Annotated in this window: 13 protein-coding genes; 4 read left to right on the top strand and 9 right to left on the bottom strand. The window is 52.4% G+C overall.

Annotated features, from left to right (window positions below):
- Positions 1 to 15 precede the first annotated feature (15 nt).
- Entirely contained in the window at positions 16 to 411 is a 396-nt protein-coding gene (locus tag On2M_RS19290; RefSeq protein WP_005130969.1) for a DUF423 domain-containing protein, read from the top strand.
- On the top strand, positions 404 to 1,504 hold the full coding sequence (gene rlmM, locus On2M_RS19285; RefSeq protein ID WP_003034040.1) for a 23S rRNA (cytidine(2498)-2'-O)-methyltransferase RlmM: 1,101 nt from the start codon (positions 404 to 406) through the stop codon (positions 1,502 to 1,504). Before On2M_RS19290 ends, rlmM begins: the two co-directional genes overlap by 8 nt.
- A gap of 34 nt (positions 1,505 to 1,538) precedes the next feature.
- Here rlmM and fucR read toward each other — a convergent pair whose 3' ends face one another.
- From fucR to fucP, 5 genes are all read right to left on the bottom strand, one after another.
- Positions 1,539 to 2,267 (bottom strand): L-fucose operon activator, encoded by a 729-nt coding sequence (gene fucR / locus On2M_RS19280; RefSeq protein WP_151218270.1) that lies wholly within the window; start codon positions 2,265 to 2,267, stop codon positions 1,539 to 1,541.
- A gap of 57 nt (positions 2,268 to 2,324) precedes the next feature.
- Positions 2,325 to 2,747, bottom strand: a complete 423-nt coding sequence (fucU, locus tag On2M_RS19275) for an L-fucose mutarotase (protein ID WP_187253135.1) — start codon at positions 2,745 to 2,747, stop codon at positions 2,325 to 2,327.
- Position 2,748: 1 nt separating this feature from the next.
- On the bottom strand, positions 2,749 to 4,167 hold the full coding sequence (gene fucK, locus On2M_RS19270; RefSeq protein ID WP_210905325.1) for an L-fuculokinase: 1,419 nt from the start codon (positions 4,165 to 4,167) through the stop codon (positions 2,749 to 2,751).
- Positions 4,168 to 4,272: 105 nt separating this feature from the next.
- Positions 4,273 to 6,048, bottom strand: a complete 1,776-nt coding sequence (gene fucI / locus On2M_RS19265; protein WP_151218267.1) for an L-fucose isomerase — start codon at positions 6,046 to 6,048, stop codon at positions 4,273 to 4,275.
- A 31-nt stretch (positions 6,049 to 6,079) separates the two neighbouring features.
- On the bottom strand, positions 6,080 to 7,390 hold the full coding sequence (gene fucP, locus On2M_RS19260) for an L-fucose:H+ symporter permease (protein WP_151218266.1): 1,311 nt from the start codon (positions 7,388 to 7,390) through the stop codon (positions 6,080 to 6,082).
- A 562-nt stretch (positions 7,391 to 7,952) separates the two neighbouring features.
- Here fucP and fucA point away from each other — a divergent pair.
- Together fucA and fucO are read left to right on the top strand one after the other, a co-directional pair.
- The gene (gene fucA, locus On2M_RS19255) at positions 7,953 to 8,600 is read left to right on the top strand and encodes an L-fuculose-phosphate aldolase (RefSeq protein ID WP_151218264.1); all 648 of its coding nucleotides are present in this window, start codon (positions 7,953 to 7,955) and stop codon (positions 8,598 to 8,600) included.
- A 12-nt stretch (positions 8,601 to 8,612) separates the two neighbouring features.
- Entirely contained in the window at positions 8,613 to 9,761 is a 1,149-nt protein-coding gene (gene fucO, locus On2M_RS19250; RefSeq protein ID WP_210905324.1) for a lactaldehyde reductase, read from the top strand.
- 73 nt (positions 9,762 to 9,834) lie between these two features.
- Here fucO and xni read toward each other — a convergent pair whose 3' ends face one another.
- The 4 genes from xni to ppnN form a co-directional block, all read right to left on the bottom strand.
- Positions 9,835 to 10,590 carry a flap endonuclease Xni gene (gene xni / locus On2M_RS19245; RefSeq protein ID WP_151218262.1) on the bottom strand — a complete coding sequence of 252 codons (756 nt, stop codon included), beginning with the start codon at positions 10,588 to 10,590 and terminating at the stop codon, positions 9,835 to 9,837.
- 110 nt (positions 10,591 to 10,700) lie between these two features.
- Complete coding sequence (locus tag On2M_RS19240) at positions 10,701 to 12,068, bottom strand: L-serine ammonia-lyase (protein WP_151218261.1); 1,368 nt, start codon at positions 12,066 to 12,068, stop codon at positions 10,701 to 10,703.
- A gap of 53 nt (positions 12,069 to 12,121) precedes the next feature.
- Entirely contained in the window at positions 12,122 to 13,411 is a 1,290-nt protein-coding gene (locus On2M_RS19235) for an HAAAP family serine/threonine permease (RefSeq protein WP_151218260.1), read from the bottom strand.
- Between the two features lie 562 nt (positions 13,412 to 13,973).
- Positions 13,974 to 15,338 carry a nucleotide 5'-monophosphate nucleosidase PpnN gene (gene ppnN / locus On2M_RS19230; protein ID WP_151224277.1) on the bottom strand — a complete coding sequence of 455 codons (1,365 nt, stop codon included), beginning with the start codon at positions 15,336 to 15,338 and terminating at the stop codon, positions 13,974 to 13,976.
- Between the last annotated feature and the right edge of the window lie 56 nt (positions 15,339 to 15,394).

Raw genomic sequence — 15,394 nt, 5'->3', positions numbered from 1 at the left:
ACGTAGGGTATTCACATGACCAGCCGTTTTATGCTGATTTTTGCCGCCATCAGTGGCTTTATCTTTGTGGCGCTGGGCGCCTTTGGGGCACATGTTCTGAGTAAAACCCTCGGGGTCGTTGAAATGGGGTGGATCCAGACAGGCCTCGAATATCAGGCTTTTCACACGCTGGCCATCTTTGGCCTGGCCGTCGCCATGCAGCGACGCATTAGCATTTGGTTTTACTGGAGTAGCGTGTTTCTGGCATTAGGGACGGTGCTGTTTAGCGGCAGCCTTTATTGCCTCGCGCTCTCTCATTTACGCCTGTGGGCGTTTGTTACCCCCGTTGGCGGCTTCAGTTTCCTTGTGGGTTGGGCGCTGATGCTAGTGGGTGCTATTCGATTGAAACGTAAGGGCGTTAGCCATGAATAAGGTAGTACTGTTGTGTCGCCCGGGTTTTGAAAAAGAGTGCGCCGCAGAAATTACGGATAAAGCAGGACGTCGGGAAATCTTCGGGTTTGCCCGGGTGAAAGATAATGCGGGTTACGTCATCTTCGAATGCTATCAGCAGGACGATGCCGAAAAGCTCGTGAAAGAGTTGCCGTTTAGCTCGCTGATTTTTGCCCGTCAAATGTTTGTGGTGGGAGAGTTGCTGCAATATTTACCGCCGGAAGACCGCATTACGCCGATTGTCGGCATGTTGCAGGGCGTGGTGGAGAAAGGTGGTGATCTGCGTGTCGAAGTTGCTGACACCAATGAAAGCAAAGAGCTGGTGAAATTTTGCCGTAAATTTACCGTACCGCTACGTGCGGCACTGCGCGAAGCGGGCGTGCTGGCAAAGTATGAAACGCCAAAACGTCCGGTGGTTCACGTCTTCTTTATCGCGCCTGGCTGTTGCTATACCGGCTATTCCTGGCCTGACAATAACTCTCCGTTCTACATGGGGATTCCGCGTCTGAAGTTCCCGGCGGATGCGCCGAGCCGATCAACGCTGAAGCTGGAAGAAGCGCTGCACGTGTTTATCCCTGCCGATGAGTGGGATGAGCGTCTGGCTAACGGAATGTATGCGGTGGATTTAGGAGCGTGTCCTGGCGGTTGGACTTATCAGTTGGTTAAACGCAACATGTGGGTTTATTCCGTGGATAATGGCCCGATGGCGCAAAGCCTGATGGATACCGGACAAGTTACCTGGCTGCGTGAAGACGGATTTAAGTATCGCCCAAACCGCAACAACATTTCGTGGATGGTGTGCGACATGGTGGAGAAACCCGCAAAGGTTGCCGCCCTGATGGCGCAGTGGCTGGTCAACGGCTGGTGTCGTGAGACGATCTTCAACCTCAAACTGCCGATGAAAAAACGCTACGAAGAGGTGTCGCAAAACCTGGCTTACATTCAGGCTCAGCTTGACGAGCATGGCGTAAATGCCCAGATTCAGGCGCGTCAGCTGTATCATGATCGTGAAGAAGTAACCGTACACGTGCGTCGCCTGTGGGCTGCCGTTGGCGGTCGTCGCGACGAACGATAGGTTAAACTCGCAGGCCGGATAAAGCGTCAACGTCTTATTCGGCCTGAATTGTTTCAATCAGCGGCGTATCTGAAACGATATGCGTCACGTCATCCAGATGCCCAATCCGGGCCTCCCCCGAACGATTAAACTTACTTTTATCGATCAGCAATAAAGATTGTGCTGAGCGCTTAAGCAGAATGGACTTGAAGTCGGCGTTTGTGGCATTGGAGTCCCAGAGCGCACCGTCGTTGTCGATCCCCTCACAGGAAAAAATAAACAGGTCAATCTCAAGAGATTTGAGCTGTGAGATGAGCGAGGAGTTAACGTAGCAACCGTATTTTCGCTCAAGGCGACCGCCGGAGCTGATGAGTTGAATGTGTTCACGCTTAGCCAGTTCCTGGCAAATGGGCTGGCTGTTGGTAAAAACGTGAATGTTGATGTCCGGTAGCTGTCGCGCCAGGTACCAGCATGTTGAGCTGGCGTCTAAGGCTATCACCATACCTTCTTCGATCCATGCCAGCGCTTCGCGGGCAATATCCGCTTTGTGGGCATAGTGGCTTTTGAGTCGCATATGAAACGGATCGCCGCTGTCCTTGTTTTCCCGGTGAATAACTTTCGCCCGCCCGTGATTACGTAGCACTTTTCCCTGGGTCTGTAACTCACTGAGATCGCGGCGGATGGTCTCTTTGCTGACGTTCAGTTGCAACGCCAGAGCTTCGGTTGTCAGGCTTTTATGGTTAGTAAGCAGATCTACGATTGCCTGCTGGCGCGCCGCTTTCATGTTCTGATCCTCATTATATGATGAATGCCCGTACCAGACGGGCATTCTGACCAGAGATTACGGCGTTACCCCTTTTTTTAAAAGAATATTCCCGTACTTTGCCCGCTCTCCTGTGATAACGATCGCAAACGCCTTTTGTGCGCGTTCATAGAAGGCGTAGCGATCAATACGCGTAATGTCCGGGCAAGGGGTCTGTAGTGAAAGCGCCTGACGGTAGCGAGCCTCGACGTCGGGATCGAGGGCGTCTCCTTCAACAGCGGCCATCATCACCAGCGGTGGGGCATAGCTGTCCAGTTCAAAGAGTGGAATAACCGCCTGCAGCAGGTCGCTGACTATCAGGCCGTCAGCGCGAATAACCTGCGGCCCCATGCTGTGGGCGGGGAAGTGGGCATCGGAAAAGATAATCTCATCGCCGTGGCCCATTTCAGCCAGCACCTTCAGCAGGTCGGGCGAAATTAAGGGAGATATCGTTTTGAGCATGTTACTCGACTCCTGTGTGTTCGGATTCGGTTTGCGGATAAAAGTAACGGTACTGATACCGCACCTGCGCGCGCGCCTGTTCGGGAGAGGAAAATTCCCCGATGCCTGACCAGGCAAACATCGCGGCACCCGCTACGGTGGTTTCGGCATCATCCAGCACTTTGACCGGCATTTTGAGCACGTTCGCTTTGATCTGATTCCACAATGCGTTGCGGCTTCCCCCGCCAACCAAAAGCAGCTCGGTCGCCTGGAAGTGACCGATTTTTTCCAGCGTGTGCAGATTTCGCTGCAGTTGTTCTGTCAGTCCTTCCAGCGCGGCGCGATAGAAGTGTCCGCGGGTAGTATTGAGCGTGACGCCTTGCCAGCCCGCATTTTGACAGGCCAGCAGGTCGCAGTGCATCTTCACGCCTTCGGCACCTGCCGGGATAGCCCTGGCTTCGTCAATCAGGGTTTGCCATGGGGTATCAGCAGTCCACAACAACTTGCGTACCCATTCGAGGACTCCGGAAGCCAGCCACTGCATACCGGGGTTATTCAGTCCGGGCTGGCTATCCAGTTCACAGGTTGAACCCGCATAATGGCTAAGCTGGGAGGTATCCACCTGCGCACTGCGCACCATCAGAATTTCCCATGTACCGGAAGAGAGCACCGGTTCATTTGGCTGGGCTCCAGCGCCAAATAGCGCAAATTGCGTGTCGTGTCCGGCAGATATGACCGGAATACCCGCCGTAAGCCCAAGCAGGCTGGCGGCCTCCTGTTGCAGAACGCCTATCTGTTCTCCCGCTTCAACCAAACGTGGGAACAGACGGCGCGGTATACCCGTTGCCTGTAAGATGTCATGACTAAAATCGCGCTGCTGGATGTCCAGCATCTGGCTGGTGCCCGCCATGGTGATATCGGTAGTGAACTCGCCGGTTAAACGGTGGTTAATGAGCGACGAGATGAATAGCCAGGCGTGCGCCTGTTCCAGTAGTTGCGGATGGTTTTCTTTTAGCCAAACCAGTTTATACAGTGTGTTGAAGCTAAACGCGCCGACGCCGGAAATTTCCTGCAGCTGCTGCGGTGACATGTAGCGGTGGATATTCTCCATTACCGCCGTGGTGCGTTGGCATTTCCAGCTGATCACCGGATAGAGTTGTTTGCCATTTTTATCAACCAACGCGCCGTCTACGCCAAAGGTGGTGACGGCGATCGCACGAACCTGGCAGGCGGCCAGTTGCGCAGAGAGCCGCTGACTGCAGTCGGCAAAACGTTGCAGAATGGCCTCCAGCGACCACTGATGCCAGGTGCTGTTTTCAGCAGCGATGTCACTGGCGTTTGGGGTCGACGCACGAGCGACAATCTTTCCCTGTCGGTCAACGGCGATAGCCCGTACGTTGGTCGCGCCACAGTCGAGGACCAGGATAACGTCTTGTTTCATAAAAACTCCTGAAACGTTGCCGGATGATGGGGTTAAAGCCGTATCCGGCCTACAAAAGCCACTGCTGTAAGGCCCGGTAAGCTTGCGCCACCGGGCTGAGTCGCATTAACGCTTATAAAGCGGGCCATAGTTCTGGCAGGCGCGGTAATCCTGGCCTTCAGTATCCATACCATGGGCAGCCCAGGAGGAAGGGCGGTAAATTTTCTCATCGATCACGTTGTGCATACACACCGGGATACGCAGCATGGCGGCAAGAGTGATGAAGTCCGCACCCACGTGACCAATCGTCAGTACGCCGTGGTTTGCGCCCCAGTTAGCCATCACGGAATAGACATCGCTGAATGGACCTTTACCGGTTAAGCGCGGGGCAAACCAGGTGGTCGGCCAGGTGGAGTTGGTGCGCGCATCAAGCTGGTCATGCATGTCTTTCGGCAATTCCACGCTCCAACCTTCGGCGATTTGCAGCACCGGTCCCAGGCCCTTGATGATGTTGATGCGGGTCATGGTGAACGGCACGCCGCCTTCGGTCAGGAAGCGAGAAGAGTAGCCGCCCCCACGGAAGTATTCGTGAATAGCAGGACACCATTCGGTTGCCGCCAGGCAATCATCCGCTTCTTTCTGCGAGATTTCCCAGTGCGGTTTCATGGTTGGTTTCCCTTCGCCGTCGCGCTGTTTGCAGGAGCCGTCCAGCGCTGCGGATCCGGAGTTAATCAGGTGAATGATGCCGTGCTCAGCAAGGCCGGTCAGCGGTTTACCCGTGACGCGTTCAACCGCCTCTGGCGACCAGTAGGTACGCACATCGGCAAAGACCTGCGCCGTGCCAGTAAGTTGATGACCGAACAGCATCGCTACACCGTTCAGGCTGTCATTTTCGGTGGCGACAACAAACGGTTCACGTATCCCATTCCAGTCAAAAGAGCTGTTGAGCAGCGCTTCGGCGGTGTCACCATTCGGATATTGATCCGTCCAGTGACGTTGACCCTGAAAGCCTGCGGCAATCGCGTTGTAACCCAGAGATTCTTCGACCAGACCTTTGTCTGCCAGCTTCTGGTTACCCTGCATCATGTCGCGAATGCACATGGCCATCAGCAGACTCTCTTTCAGTACCGCGCGGCTCTGTTCTGCATTGCGTTTATATTGCTGCGCGTTCTGATCCTCGCCGTAGCGGAAGTTTTTGTCCGCCCACGCCAGCGCCATTTCCAGCTCGGTTTCATCATATATTTTCTGGTCAATACGACGACGCAACTCGGTCATATCCACCGCCTGCACCTTCATGCCTAGCCAGGATTCAAAGAAGTTATGGTCGACGATAGAACCTGCAATACCCATAGACACGCCACCGACAGACAGATAGCTTTTGCCTTTCATATTGGCAACGGCTAAACCCGCGCGGGCAAAGCGCAGCAGTTTTTCTTCAACATCAGCAGGAATCGAGGTGTCGTCCGCGTCTTGTACGTCATGACCATAAATGGAGAACGCAGGAAGACCTTTCTGGTTGTGGGCTGCCAACGCGGCCGCCAGATAAACGGCCCCCGGACGTTCCGTGCCGTTGAAGCCCCAGATAGCTTTCGGGCGCATCGGATCCATATCGATGGTTTCGCTCCCGTAGCACCAGCATGGGGTAACGGTAATTGTCACGCCCACGTTTTGACTGCTGAATTTTTCTTCACAAGCGGCAGATTCAGCCATCCCGGCGATGCAGGTGTCGGCAACCACACATTCAATTTGTGCGCCACAGGCATGCCGAAGTTTTTCCGTGATCAGCGTGGCGGTGGCTTTAGCCATATTCATGGTTTGTTCTTCGAGGGACTCACGTACACCCATACGACGTCCGTCAATAACCGGGCGAATACCAATTTTTGGTAAGCTGATTTTTTTCATCACAGATTCCTCACGTTATTCGGATAAATATTTAGTTGGCTGCCGTTTGTGAGCGGAAGCGGGCAAAAATAAAGATGATGGCGAAGCAAAGTGCTGGGACCAGTTCTGCTGTAGGGATATTGCCAGCGGCGTCGCTGACAAAACCCATTACAGGCGTCACAATGCCGCCGCCAATAATGGTCATGACAATAAAAGACGAGCCGTATTTAGTGTCCTGTCCCAGGTTTTTGATCCCCAAAGAGAAAATGGTTGGATACTGAATCGACATAAATGCGCTGCATAACGTCAGAGCCAACAGGCCTATTTGACCACCGGTGAAGGCGGAAATCAGGCACAAGACCATGGCGAGCAGGGCATAAGCGGCCAGCACTTTATGCGGCGCGAAGCGGCTGATAAGCCATGTGCCGGAGAAACGACCGATAAAAAAGCACACCATGGTGCCGGTCAGATAGTTAGCGGCGAAACCTGGGGTCATGCCAGGGATCTCTTCGATAGCGTAACGGATCAGGTAGCTCCAGCAGGCAGTTTGCGCGCCGACGTAGCAGAATTGCGCCAGCACAGCCCAACGCCAGTGACGAATACGCACCAGACGGGAAAGGGATGCGGAGAATGAACTCTGAGCGTTGTCACTGTGGTCGTCACTTTGCAGGGTCGGAAATTTTGTAAACATAATCAGCAGGGCGACCAGTAAAACGACCGCGACGATGATCATATAAGGGGTTTGTACCGATAAAACCAGGCTGTGCTTGTAGGCACTCAGTTGTTCCGGAGCCATTTTATCGAGTACGTCCTGAGATTGATGCGGCACATTAGACAAAATAAGACTTTGCCCAAAAACGACCGCAATAATGGCACCAAATGAGTTAAAAGTTTGTGCCAGATTGAGTCGGAAGTGGCCGCCGCTTTCCGGGCCCAGTACCGTTACAAACGGGTTGGCTGCAGTTTCAAGGCAACCTAAACCAGCAGCGATAATAAATAAACCAATCAGGAACAGGGTGTAATTCATTACCTCGGCTGCGGGCCAGAATAATGCCGCGCCGACGGCGTATAAAAATAGTCCGGTAATAATCCCTGCTTTGTAACTTAATTTTTTCATCAGGATCCCTGCCGGGATTGGAATGATGAAATAACCAAAATAAAAAGCAGATTGAATCAGGCCAGCTTGAAAGTTAGTCAGTGTAAAAGCTTGCTGAAACTGTGGTAATAAGATGTCATTAAGATTATTAGCAACAGCCCAAAGAAAAAACAGAGAGCAGAGTAACGCGAAGGGAATGACATAATTTTTTGTCTGCCCCCGGTCTACTGCACGAAAACTTTGCGTTTGTATTGATGTGTTTCCCATAGCATCCTCATCAGTTCATAAGCATGTTCAACAGCTTAAGAGTAAGGCGGGTGATTTCACCAACCTGCTAATCCAGGTGAGTTCCGGTAATCTGCCAGCCAGAATTGGCCTTCACAAATGAACTCATGAATTCATTTTCAAATAAAAAACGGCTATTAATATGATGACGGTCACACTTATGCTCAGGGCGTGAGTTTATGTGATTATCATCACTTTAATTTCTGTAAAATAATGACCGTTTGAGAAATAAGTTATTAAAACCCACAGAGTAAATGCCCGAATTAATTAGTTGGGAAGAAAACGGGCAGCTTTAACAAATTATTCGCAAATGACCGTTTTATAATGCTTTCATTAAGAACGGACATTTTTACAATATGATATTTATCCTGCTTTTTTTTATTTTGTGTTATTAGTTGATGAAGGTCACAAAATCCAGTGCTAAAAATTCCCTTCTCTTTATTCAGCATGATGATAGTTAGCAAATAGCCGCCTAATTCAACAGAGCGCCGAGGTATTAGCAATGTTCTGTTGTCGCATTTTGACTCACTGAGAGAGGTAAGTAATGGAACGAAATACGCTGGCACGGCAGATTATCGATACCTGCCTGGAAATGACCCGTCTGGGGTTGAATCAGGGGACTGCGGGTAACGTAAGCGTGCGCTTTCAGGACGGGATGTTAATTACCCCGACGGGCATTCCATATGAAAAACTCACTGAATCCCACATTGTCTATATCAATGCTGAGGGACAGCACGAAGAAGGGAAGTTACCTTCCAGCGAGTGGCGGTTCCATATGGCAGCCTATCAAACACGTCCGGATGCTCAGGCGGTGGTTCATAACCACGCCGTACATTGCACGGCTGTTTCTATTCTCAATCGTCCAATCCCGGCAATCCATTACATGATTGCGGCGGCGGGGGGAAACTCTATTCCGTGTGCGCCTTATGCGACGTTTGGCACACGAGAGCTGTCAGAGCACGTTGCGGTAGCGTTGAAAAACCGTAAAGCGACGCTGTTGCAACATCATGGTCTGATCGCTTGTGAAGAAAATCTGGAAAAAGCTCTGTGGTTAGCCCATGAAGTGGAAGTGCTGGCGCAGCTTTATCTCAGTACGCTGGCGATCACCGATCCGGTTCCAGTGCTGGACGACGAGGCTATTGCTATTGTGCTGGAAAAATTCAAAACATATGGATTGCGTATTGAAGAATAGGAGATAAATACGATGGCGAACAGAATGATTCTGAACGAAACGGCATGGTTTGGCCGGGGAGCTGTTGGCGCATTGACCGATGAAGTTATCCGTCGCGGTTATCGCAAAGCGTTGATTGTGACAGATAAAAATCTGCTGCAGTGCGGCGTTGTCGATAAGGTGACTTCCCGAATGGATGCTGCAGGTCTGGCATGGGAAATCTATGCTGGCGTTATTCCTAATCCAACCATTGCAGTGGTGCAGGAAGGATTGGAGGTTTTTCAGCGAAGTGGCGCAGACTATCTGATTGCCATCGGCGGAGGCTCCCCGCAGGATACCTGTAAGGCGATTGGCATTATCAATAATAACCCTGAGTTTGCCGATGTACGCAGCCTTGAAGGGTTATCACCGACGCGTAGCCCGAGTGTGCCGGTTATGGCTATCCCAACCACCGCGGGAACGGCGGCAGAAGTGACCATTAACTATGTGATCACTGACGAAGAAAATCGGCGTAAGTTTGTTTGTGTTGATCCACATGACATCCCACAGGTGGCGTTCATCGATGCTGACATGATGGACGGCATGCCTGCTGCGTTAAAAGCCGCGACCGGCGTGGATGCACTGACGCATGCTATTGAAGGATACATCACGCGGGCGGCGTGGGCGTTGACCGATGCGCTGCACATCAAAGCCATTGAAATTATTGCCGGGGCATTACGCGGTTCGGTTGCAGGTGAGAGCCAGGCAGGTGAAGCAATGGCGCTGGGCCAGTACGTAGCCGGGATGGGCTTTTCAAACGTCGGTCTGGGGCTAGTGCATGGCATGGCACATCCGTTAGGTGCGTTTTATAACACGCCGCATGGCGTAGCGAATGCTATTTTGCTGCCGCACGTGATGCACTACAACGCCGAATTCACCGGAGATAAATTCCGCGATATCGCCCGGGTGATGGGGGTTAAGGCTGAAGGATTAACGTTGACAGAAGCGCGGAAAGCAGCAGTGGATGCCGTCTTTGCGCTTAACCGCGATGTAGGGATCCCCCTGTACTTACGCGACGTTGGTGTACGTAAAGAGGATATACCTGCGCTGGCGCAAGCGGCATTAGACGATGTTTGTACCGGTGGAAACCCGCGTGAAGCGAGTCTTGGTGATATCGTCGAGCTGTACCATACTGCCTGGTAATCACCTGGCGTTTATCTGGCCTACAGGGGACGATAAGTAGGCCGGATAAACGCAGCGCCATCCGGCAATAAGACTACCGCGCTAGCCGTAGCTGCTGTAGGTTTCCATCGATATGTAAGTCCGTTTGCAGCCGTGCGATATCACGACACAGAAACGCCATCTCCTGGTGTATCTCCAGTTTCTTGCGCCACTTCTCCGGTACCTCATCAAGATGCGCGTAAATCCCTTCCAGATGCTGAAACTGCACGAGTAGCTGAGTCGCACTTTTCGGACCAATGCCCGCGACACCGGGCACTTTTGAGCTGCTTATTCCTGCCAGTCCCCAGTAGTCCGGCAATTGTTGCGGAAGCACTCCGAACTCTTTCTCAATGAATGGGGCATCCAGCCAGCGCTTCTGGAAGTAGTCGCGAATGCGCAGCGTAGGGGAGAGCAACTGGCAATAGCCTTTATCAGTGGAGACAATCGTGGCCTGGTGCCCGGCTTGAGTCACCTTTACCGCCAGTGTGGCGGCTAAATCATCGGCCTCATTACCGCTCGACACCCAGCAGCAGACGCCACGCTGTTCAAAAGCGGCCCGTAAGGCGGGCATTTCCTGGTGCAATTCATCAGGCATCGGCGGGCGGCCGGCTTTATAGTCAGGCAATCGTTGATGACGCCAGCCGCTGTTGCGCGCTTCGTCATCAAATACCGCCACGGCGTGGGTAGGCTGACTGTGCACAATCAGCTGATCGAGCGCGTGCTGACACGTCTCCACGCAGGGTGAACCCTGTACGGCGTGAATGCGGCGGATAAGATTCAGTGCATCGACAATGAGCAGGTGGACGGCCACAGTGTTCTCCCTAACAAATCAGTCTGTAGGGTAACATTCACGGCGGGTGGAGGCGAATAGTTGGCAGCAAAACAGGAAGAGGCCTCGCAAAAGAGACCTCTTCAGGGGACTTAATCGCAGGTGACAATCTTCATTGCCAGACCGCCGCGAGAGGTTTCGCGGTATTTGGCGTTCATGTCTTTACCGGTTTCGTACATGGTCTCGATAACTTTATCGAGGCACACGCGCGGCTCACTGGTACGGCGCAGCGCCATACGTGCGGCGTTAACCGCTTTCACGGACGCAATCGCGTTACGCTCAATGCACGGTACCTGTACCTGGCCGGCAACCGGATCGCAGGTCAGACCCAGGTTGTGTTCCATACCGATTTCCGCCGCGATGCACACCTGCATTGGGCTACCGCCAAGCAGTTCAGCCAGACCGGCCGCTGCCATGGAGCAGGCCACGCCGACTTCACCCTGACAGCCAACTTCGGCGCCAGAGATAGAGGCGTTCATCTTGTACAGTGAACCAATGGCGCTCGCGACCAGCATGTAGCGTGCCAGCGAGTTAGCGTTCACTTCGCGGATAAACTTGTCGTAGTAAGCCAGCACGGCAGGAACAATCCCGCATGCACCGTTAGTTGGCGCAGTGACTACGCGTCCACCGGCTGCGTTTTCTTCATTTACGGCCAGTGCGAACATGTTGATCCAGTCAACAACCGCCATCGGATCAGTGGTGGTTTTATCGCTACTAACCAGCATACGACGCAGCGCCGCCGCACGACGAGGAACGCGCAGTTTGCCCGGCAATACGCCTTCGGTGGTGATGCCGCGCTCAATGCCGCTGCGCATGACTTCCCAAACGTTGGCAAAGTGTTGTTCCAGCTCTTCTTTGCTGTGCAGCGCCAGTTCGTTTTGCATCATCAGACCGGAAAGCGACAGGCCGGTTTCCTGGCAATGACGTTGTAAATCAGCCGCAGATTTATACGGATACGGCACGTTTACCGGAGAGTTATTCGGTAAACCAAAATGTTCTTCATCAACGATGAACCCACCGCCAATGGAATAGTATGTCTGGCTGTAAATGGCTTTTTCGCCTGCCAGTGCGGTAATACGCATCCCGTTTTCGTGTAGAGACAAATTGTCCGTATGGAAGTTCATGCACTTGTCGACCGGGAATTCGACCTCATGTTGGCCGTCCGCCAGTAGCAAACGTCCATGAGTATTCACATCCTGGATAAAGGCCGGGATGGCATCAATATCGACGGTATCCGGCAGATTACCCGCCAGGCCCATAATAATCGCGATGTCGGTATGGTGACCTTTCCCCGTCAGAGACAAGGAGCCATAGACATCAACCACTACGCGGGTTACGTCAGTGAGAATTCCGCGTGCAATCAGGTCATCCGTGAATTGTTTGCCTGCTTTCATCGGGCCAACAGTATGGGAGCTGGAAGGGCCAATGCCGATTTTGAAAATATCGAATACGCTAATCATGAGGCGTCCATTGTGTATCGAGGTGCGCCGCCCCAAGGAGCGGCGCAGGGGAATTAACTGAACAGAGAGTAGAAAATAGCGGAGATAGCGATCAGGCCCATAATGACAACGAAGACGTTGCTGATATGGCCGCTGTACTTACGCATTGCCGGTACTTTCTGAATGGCATACATCGGCATCAGGAACAGAATCATCGCGATGATTGGGCCACCCAGGGTCTCAATCATACCGAGGATGCTCGGGTTCAGCGTTGCCACAATCCAGGTGGTGACCAGCATGAACAGCGCAGTGATTTTGTTCAGTTTGTTGATTTCGATGGATTTGCCTTTACCACGCAGAGACTTAATCACCATACCGTTGAAACCTTCACGCGCGCCCAGGTAGTGGCCGAGGAAGGATTTGGTGATAGCGATAATCGCGATGATCGGTGCCATCCAGGCAATGATCGGTGCGTTAAAGTGGTTCGCCAGGTAAGACAGGATAGAGATGTTCTGCTCTTTCGCCGCAGCCAGATCCGCCGGGGTCAGGCTGAATACGCAGCTGAAGACGAAGAACATAACGGTCAGTACCATCATGATGTGAGCGAATGCCAGAATCTTGGAGCATTTCTTCTCAGCTTCATCACCGTATTCTTCACGTTTCGCCACGGCGAAAGAGGAGATGATCGGTGAGTGGTTGAAGGAGAACACCATTACCGGAATTGCCAGCCACAGGGTCAACAGCAGACCGTTGCCGGTGGTTGCTGCAGAGTCAAAGGACAGGGTTTCCAGAACCGCGCCGCTCCACTGAGGGATCAGGTACAGCGCCAGCAGCATCAGGGCTGCAACGAACGGGAATACCAGGATGCTCATCGCTTTCACGATCATCTGCTCGCCGAAACGCACGATGGTCATCATGCCGACAATCAGGATCAGAGACAGAATTGCGCGCGGTGGCGGCGTAATGGCCAACTGGTGGGTCAGGAAGCTTTCCACGGTATTGGTGATTGCTACGCTGTAAACCAACAGAATCGGGTAGATAGCGAAGAAATAGAGCAGAGTAATCAGTTTACCCGCGCCAACACCGAAGTGTTCTTCTACTACTTCAGTGATGTCTTCACCCGGATTTTTACCGGACAGCACAAAGCGAGTCAGGCCGCGGTGTGCAAAGAAGGTCATCGGGAAAGCAAGGATCGCCATGATGATCAGCGGAATCATACCGCCTACGCCTGCGTTGATTGGCAGGAACAATACACCCGCGCCAATCGCCGTGCCGTAAAGGCCCAGCATCCACATGGTGTCTGTCTTGCGCCATGCGCTGCGGGTCTGGCCCGTAACGATAGTGCTGGTTTGAGTGTTTTCCATCTATTTCTCCTGGAGGAAGCTTAAAAAGTCGGGTTTTGGGTCAATCCAATGAAAAAGAACCCGACTGTAAATCAAAATTCGTTGAGCGATTTTTTATGTAATTTTTCGCCGTAATAATTTGCGGGCGGAAAGATACATTTAAGTAATGAATCTATCAGTGATCGCGATCTCAAATGCAATAATCCACCTTTTATGTGGATAAATTTGGACCATTAAGCTGTTAAAAAATAGTCAAAGCGAATTTACTGGCGCGAAGGCTAACATTAACGACATATATCATGAAAGCGAAGGTGCGGGGATACGAGGGTTACGCTACAAAAGATGTTGTTTTTAGAGGAATTTAGCGATTGATAATAATTTCCTAAGATAAATCACGGTTGGATTTTGTAGGCAATCGTTTGCCTTGCGTGTCATTTTTAAAGAAAAATCACTGATATCTATATAATGTTCCGAGCTATGTGACTGGTATCACTAAAAAAAGCCGGGTGGCTGATGCGCCAGCCCCGGCTTCGGTATGGACAAAATTGTCACCGCAAAAGCGACAGCTCGCGGATGTAGGTGGTCAGGCGCTAATCTCGTAGCAAGGGATATACGCAGAGCCTGGTAACTTCATGCGATGCTGTGCGACAAAGCCCTGCAGGAGATCGTCCATGCGGCGCATCATTTCGCGGTCGCCGTGGATTTTATACGGGCCAAACTCTTCAATGGCGCGGATCCCAACTTCCTTCACGTTACCCGCCACAATCCCCGAGAATGCACGGCGCAGGTCGGCCGCCAGTACTTCAACGGGCTGATCCGGGTACAGCTTCAGGTTAGCCATGTTTTCATGGGACGGCTCGAACGGCATCTGCAAATCAGGTGCAATACGAATCGACCAGTTAAAGCTATAGGCATCACCGGTATCGCGGCGGTTCTCTTTCACCAGCGGCATCGCTTTTTTCATCAGGCGCGCCACTTCCGCAGCGTCGTCAATGATAATGCGATAGTGGCGACGCGCGTCTTCTCCCAGCGTGTGCACAATAAATTCGTCCAGCACGCGGAAGTAGTCGGCGCTCTCTTTTGGTCCGGTCAGGATCAGCGGCAACACCTGATCTTTGTTCGCCGGGTTCATCAGGATCCCCAGCAGATACAACAGCTCTTCTGCTGTCCCTACGCCGCCCGGGAAGATGATAATACCGTGGGCGATGCGTACGAATGCTTCCAGACGTTTTTCAATGTCCGGCATGATGATCAGTTCGTTAACCAGCGGGTTAGGTGGCTCAGCGGCAATGATTGACGGTTCGGTCATGCCAATAAAGCGGCTGTCTTTGTATCGCTGCTGGGCGTGACCGACCGCAGCGCCTTTCATTGGCGCTTCCATCGCCCCCGGACCGCAGCCGGTGCAGATGTTCAGTTCGCGCAGGCCTAACTGGGTGCCGACGCGACGAGCGTACAGGTACTCATTTTCGTTGATTGAGTGACCGCCCCAGCAGACGACCATATTAGGCGCTTCACCAACGTGTAGCGCGCGGGCATTACGCAGGATCGAGAATACCAGGTTGGTAATATGCACCGAGCTTTCGAGATCCAGATGCTGAAAACGGCCGGCGTTATGGATTTGACCATTGACGAACAGAATGTCGCGCAGCACGGCGAACAGGTTGGCCTGCAGCGCGCGAATAATGCGTCCATCAACAAACGCATCTTCAGGCGGGTTGATCAGTTCCAGCTTCACGCCCCGTTCGCGGCGCAGCACGTTTATGTCGAAACTTTCAAAGCGTGACAGCAGCTCTTTGCTGTTGTCGGTCAAACTGCCGGAGTTCAGAACGGCAAGCGAACAGTTACGAAACAGTTGATACAGGTCGCTGCTGGCCGTGCGTTTAAGCAATTCGACTTCCAGCTGCGACAACATGTCCATTGAGCCAAGTGGGCTAATATGTGTAATCAAGTAAACTCCTTACGGGACGAGAGACATCATCCTCTATTGATTACAATAGCCCTGGC

It is taken from the genome of Citrobacter sp. On2M (genome assembly GCF_018035235.1).
GTDB lineage: Bacteria > Pseudomonadota > Gammaproteobacteria > Enterobacterales > Enterobacteriaceae > Citrobacter > Citrobacter meridianamericanus.
This window is presented reverse-complemented; position numbering and strand designations above follow the sequence as displayed.

What these genes read in the sequence shown, in the direction of transcription:
- On2M_RS19290 (WP_005130969.1), top strand. Translation starts at nt 16, where the DNA reads ATGACCAGCCGTTTTATGCTGATTTTTGCCGCCATCAGTGGCTTTATC.
- rlmM (WP_003034040.1), top strand. Translation starts at nt 404, where the DNA reads ATGAATAAGGTAGTACTGTTGTGTCGCCCGGGTTTTGAAAAAGAGTGC.
- fucR (WP_151218270.1), bottom strand. Translation starts at nt 2,267, where the DNA reads ATGAAAGCGGCGCGCCAGCAGGCAATCGTAGATCTGCTTACTAACCAT.
- fucU (WP_187253135.1), bottom strand. Translation starts at nt 2,747, where the DNA reads ATGCTCAAAACGATATCTCCCTTAATTTCGCCCGACCTGCTGAAGGTG.
- fucK (WP_210905325.1), bottom strand. Translation starts at nt 4,167, where the DNA reads ATGAAACAAGACGTTATCCTGGTCCTCGACTGTGGCGCGACCAACGTA.
- fucI (WP_151218267.1), bottom strand. Translation starts at nt 6,048, where the DNA reads ATGAAAAAAATCAGCTTACCAAAAATTGGTATTCGCCCGGTTATTGAC.
- fucP (WP_151218266.1), bottom strand. Translation starts at nt 7,390, where the DNA reads ATGGGAAACACATCAATACAAACGCAAAGTTTTCGTGCAGTAGACCGG.
- fucA (WP_151218264.1), top strand. Translation starts at nt 7,953, where the DNA reads ATGGAACGAAATACGCTGGCACGGCAGATTATCGATACCTGCCTGGAA.
- fucO (WP_210905324.1), top strand. Translation starts at nt 8,613, where the DNA reads ATGGCGAACAGAATGATTCTGAACGAAACGGCATGGTTTGGCCGGGGA.
- On2M_RS19240 (WP_151218261.1), bottom strand. Translation starts at nt 12,068, where the DNA reads ATGATTAGCGTATTCGATATTTTCAAAATCGGCATTGGCCCTTCCAGC.
- On2M_RS19235 (WP_151218260.1), bottom strand. Translation starts at nt 13,411, where the DNA reads ATGGAAAACACTCAAACCAGCACTATCGTTACGGGCCAGACCCGCAGC.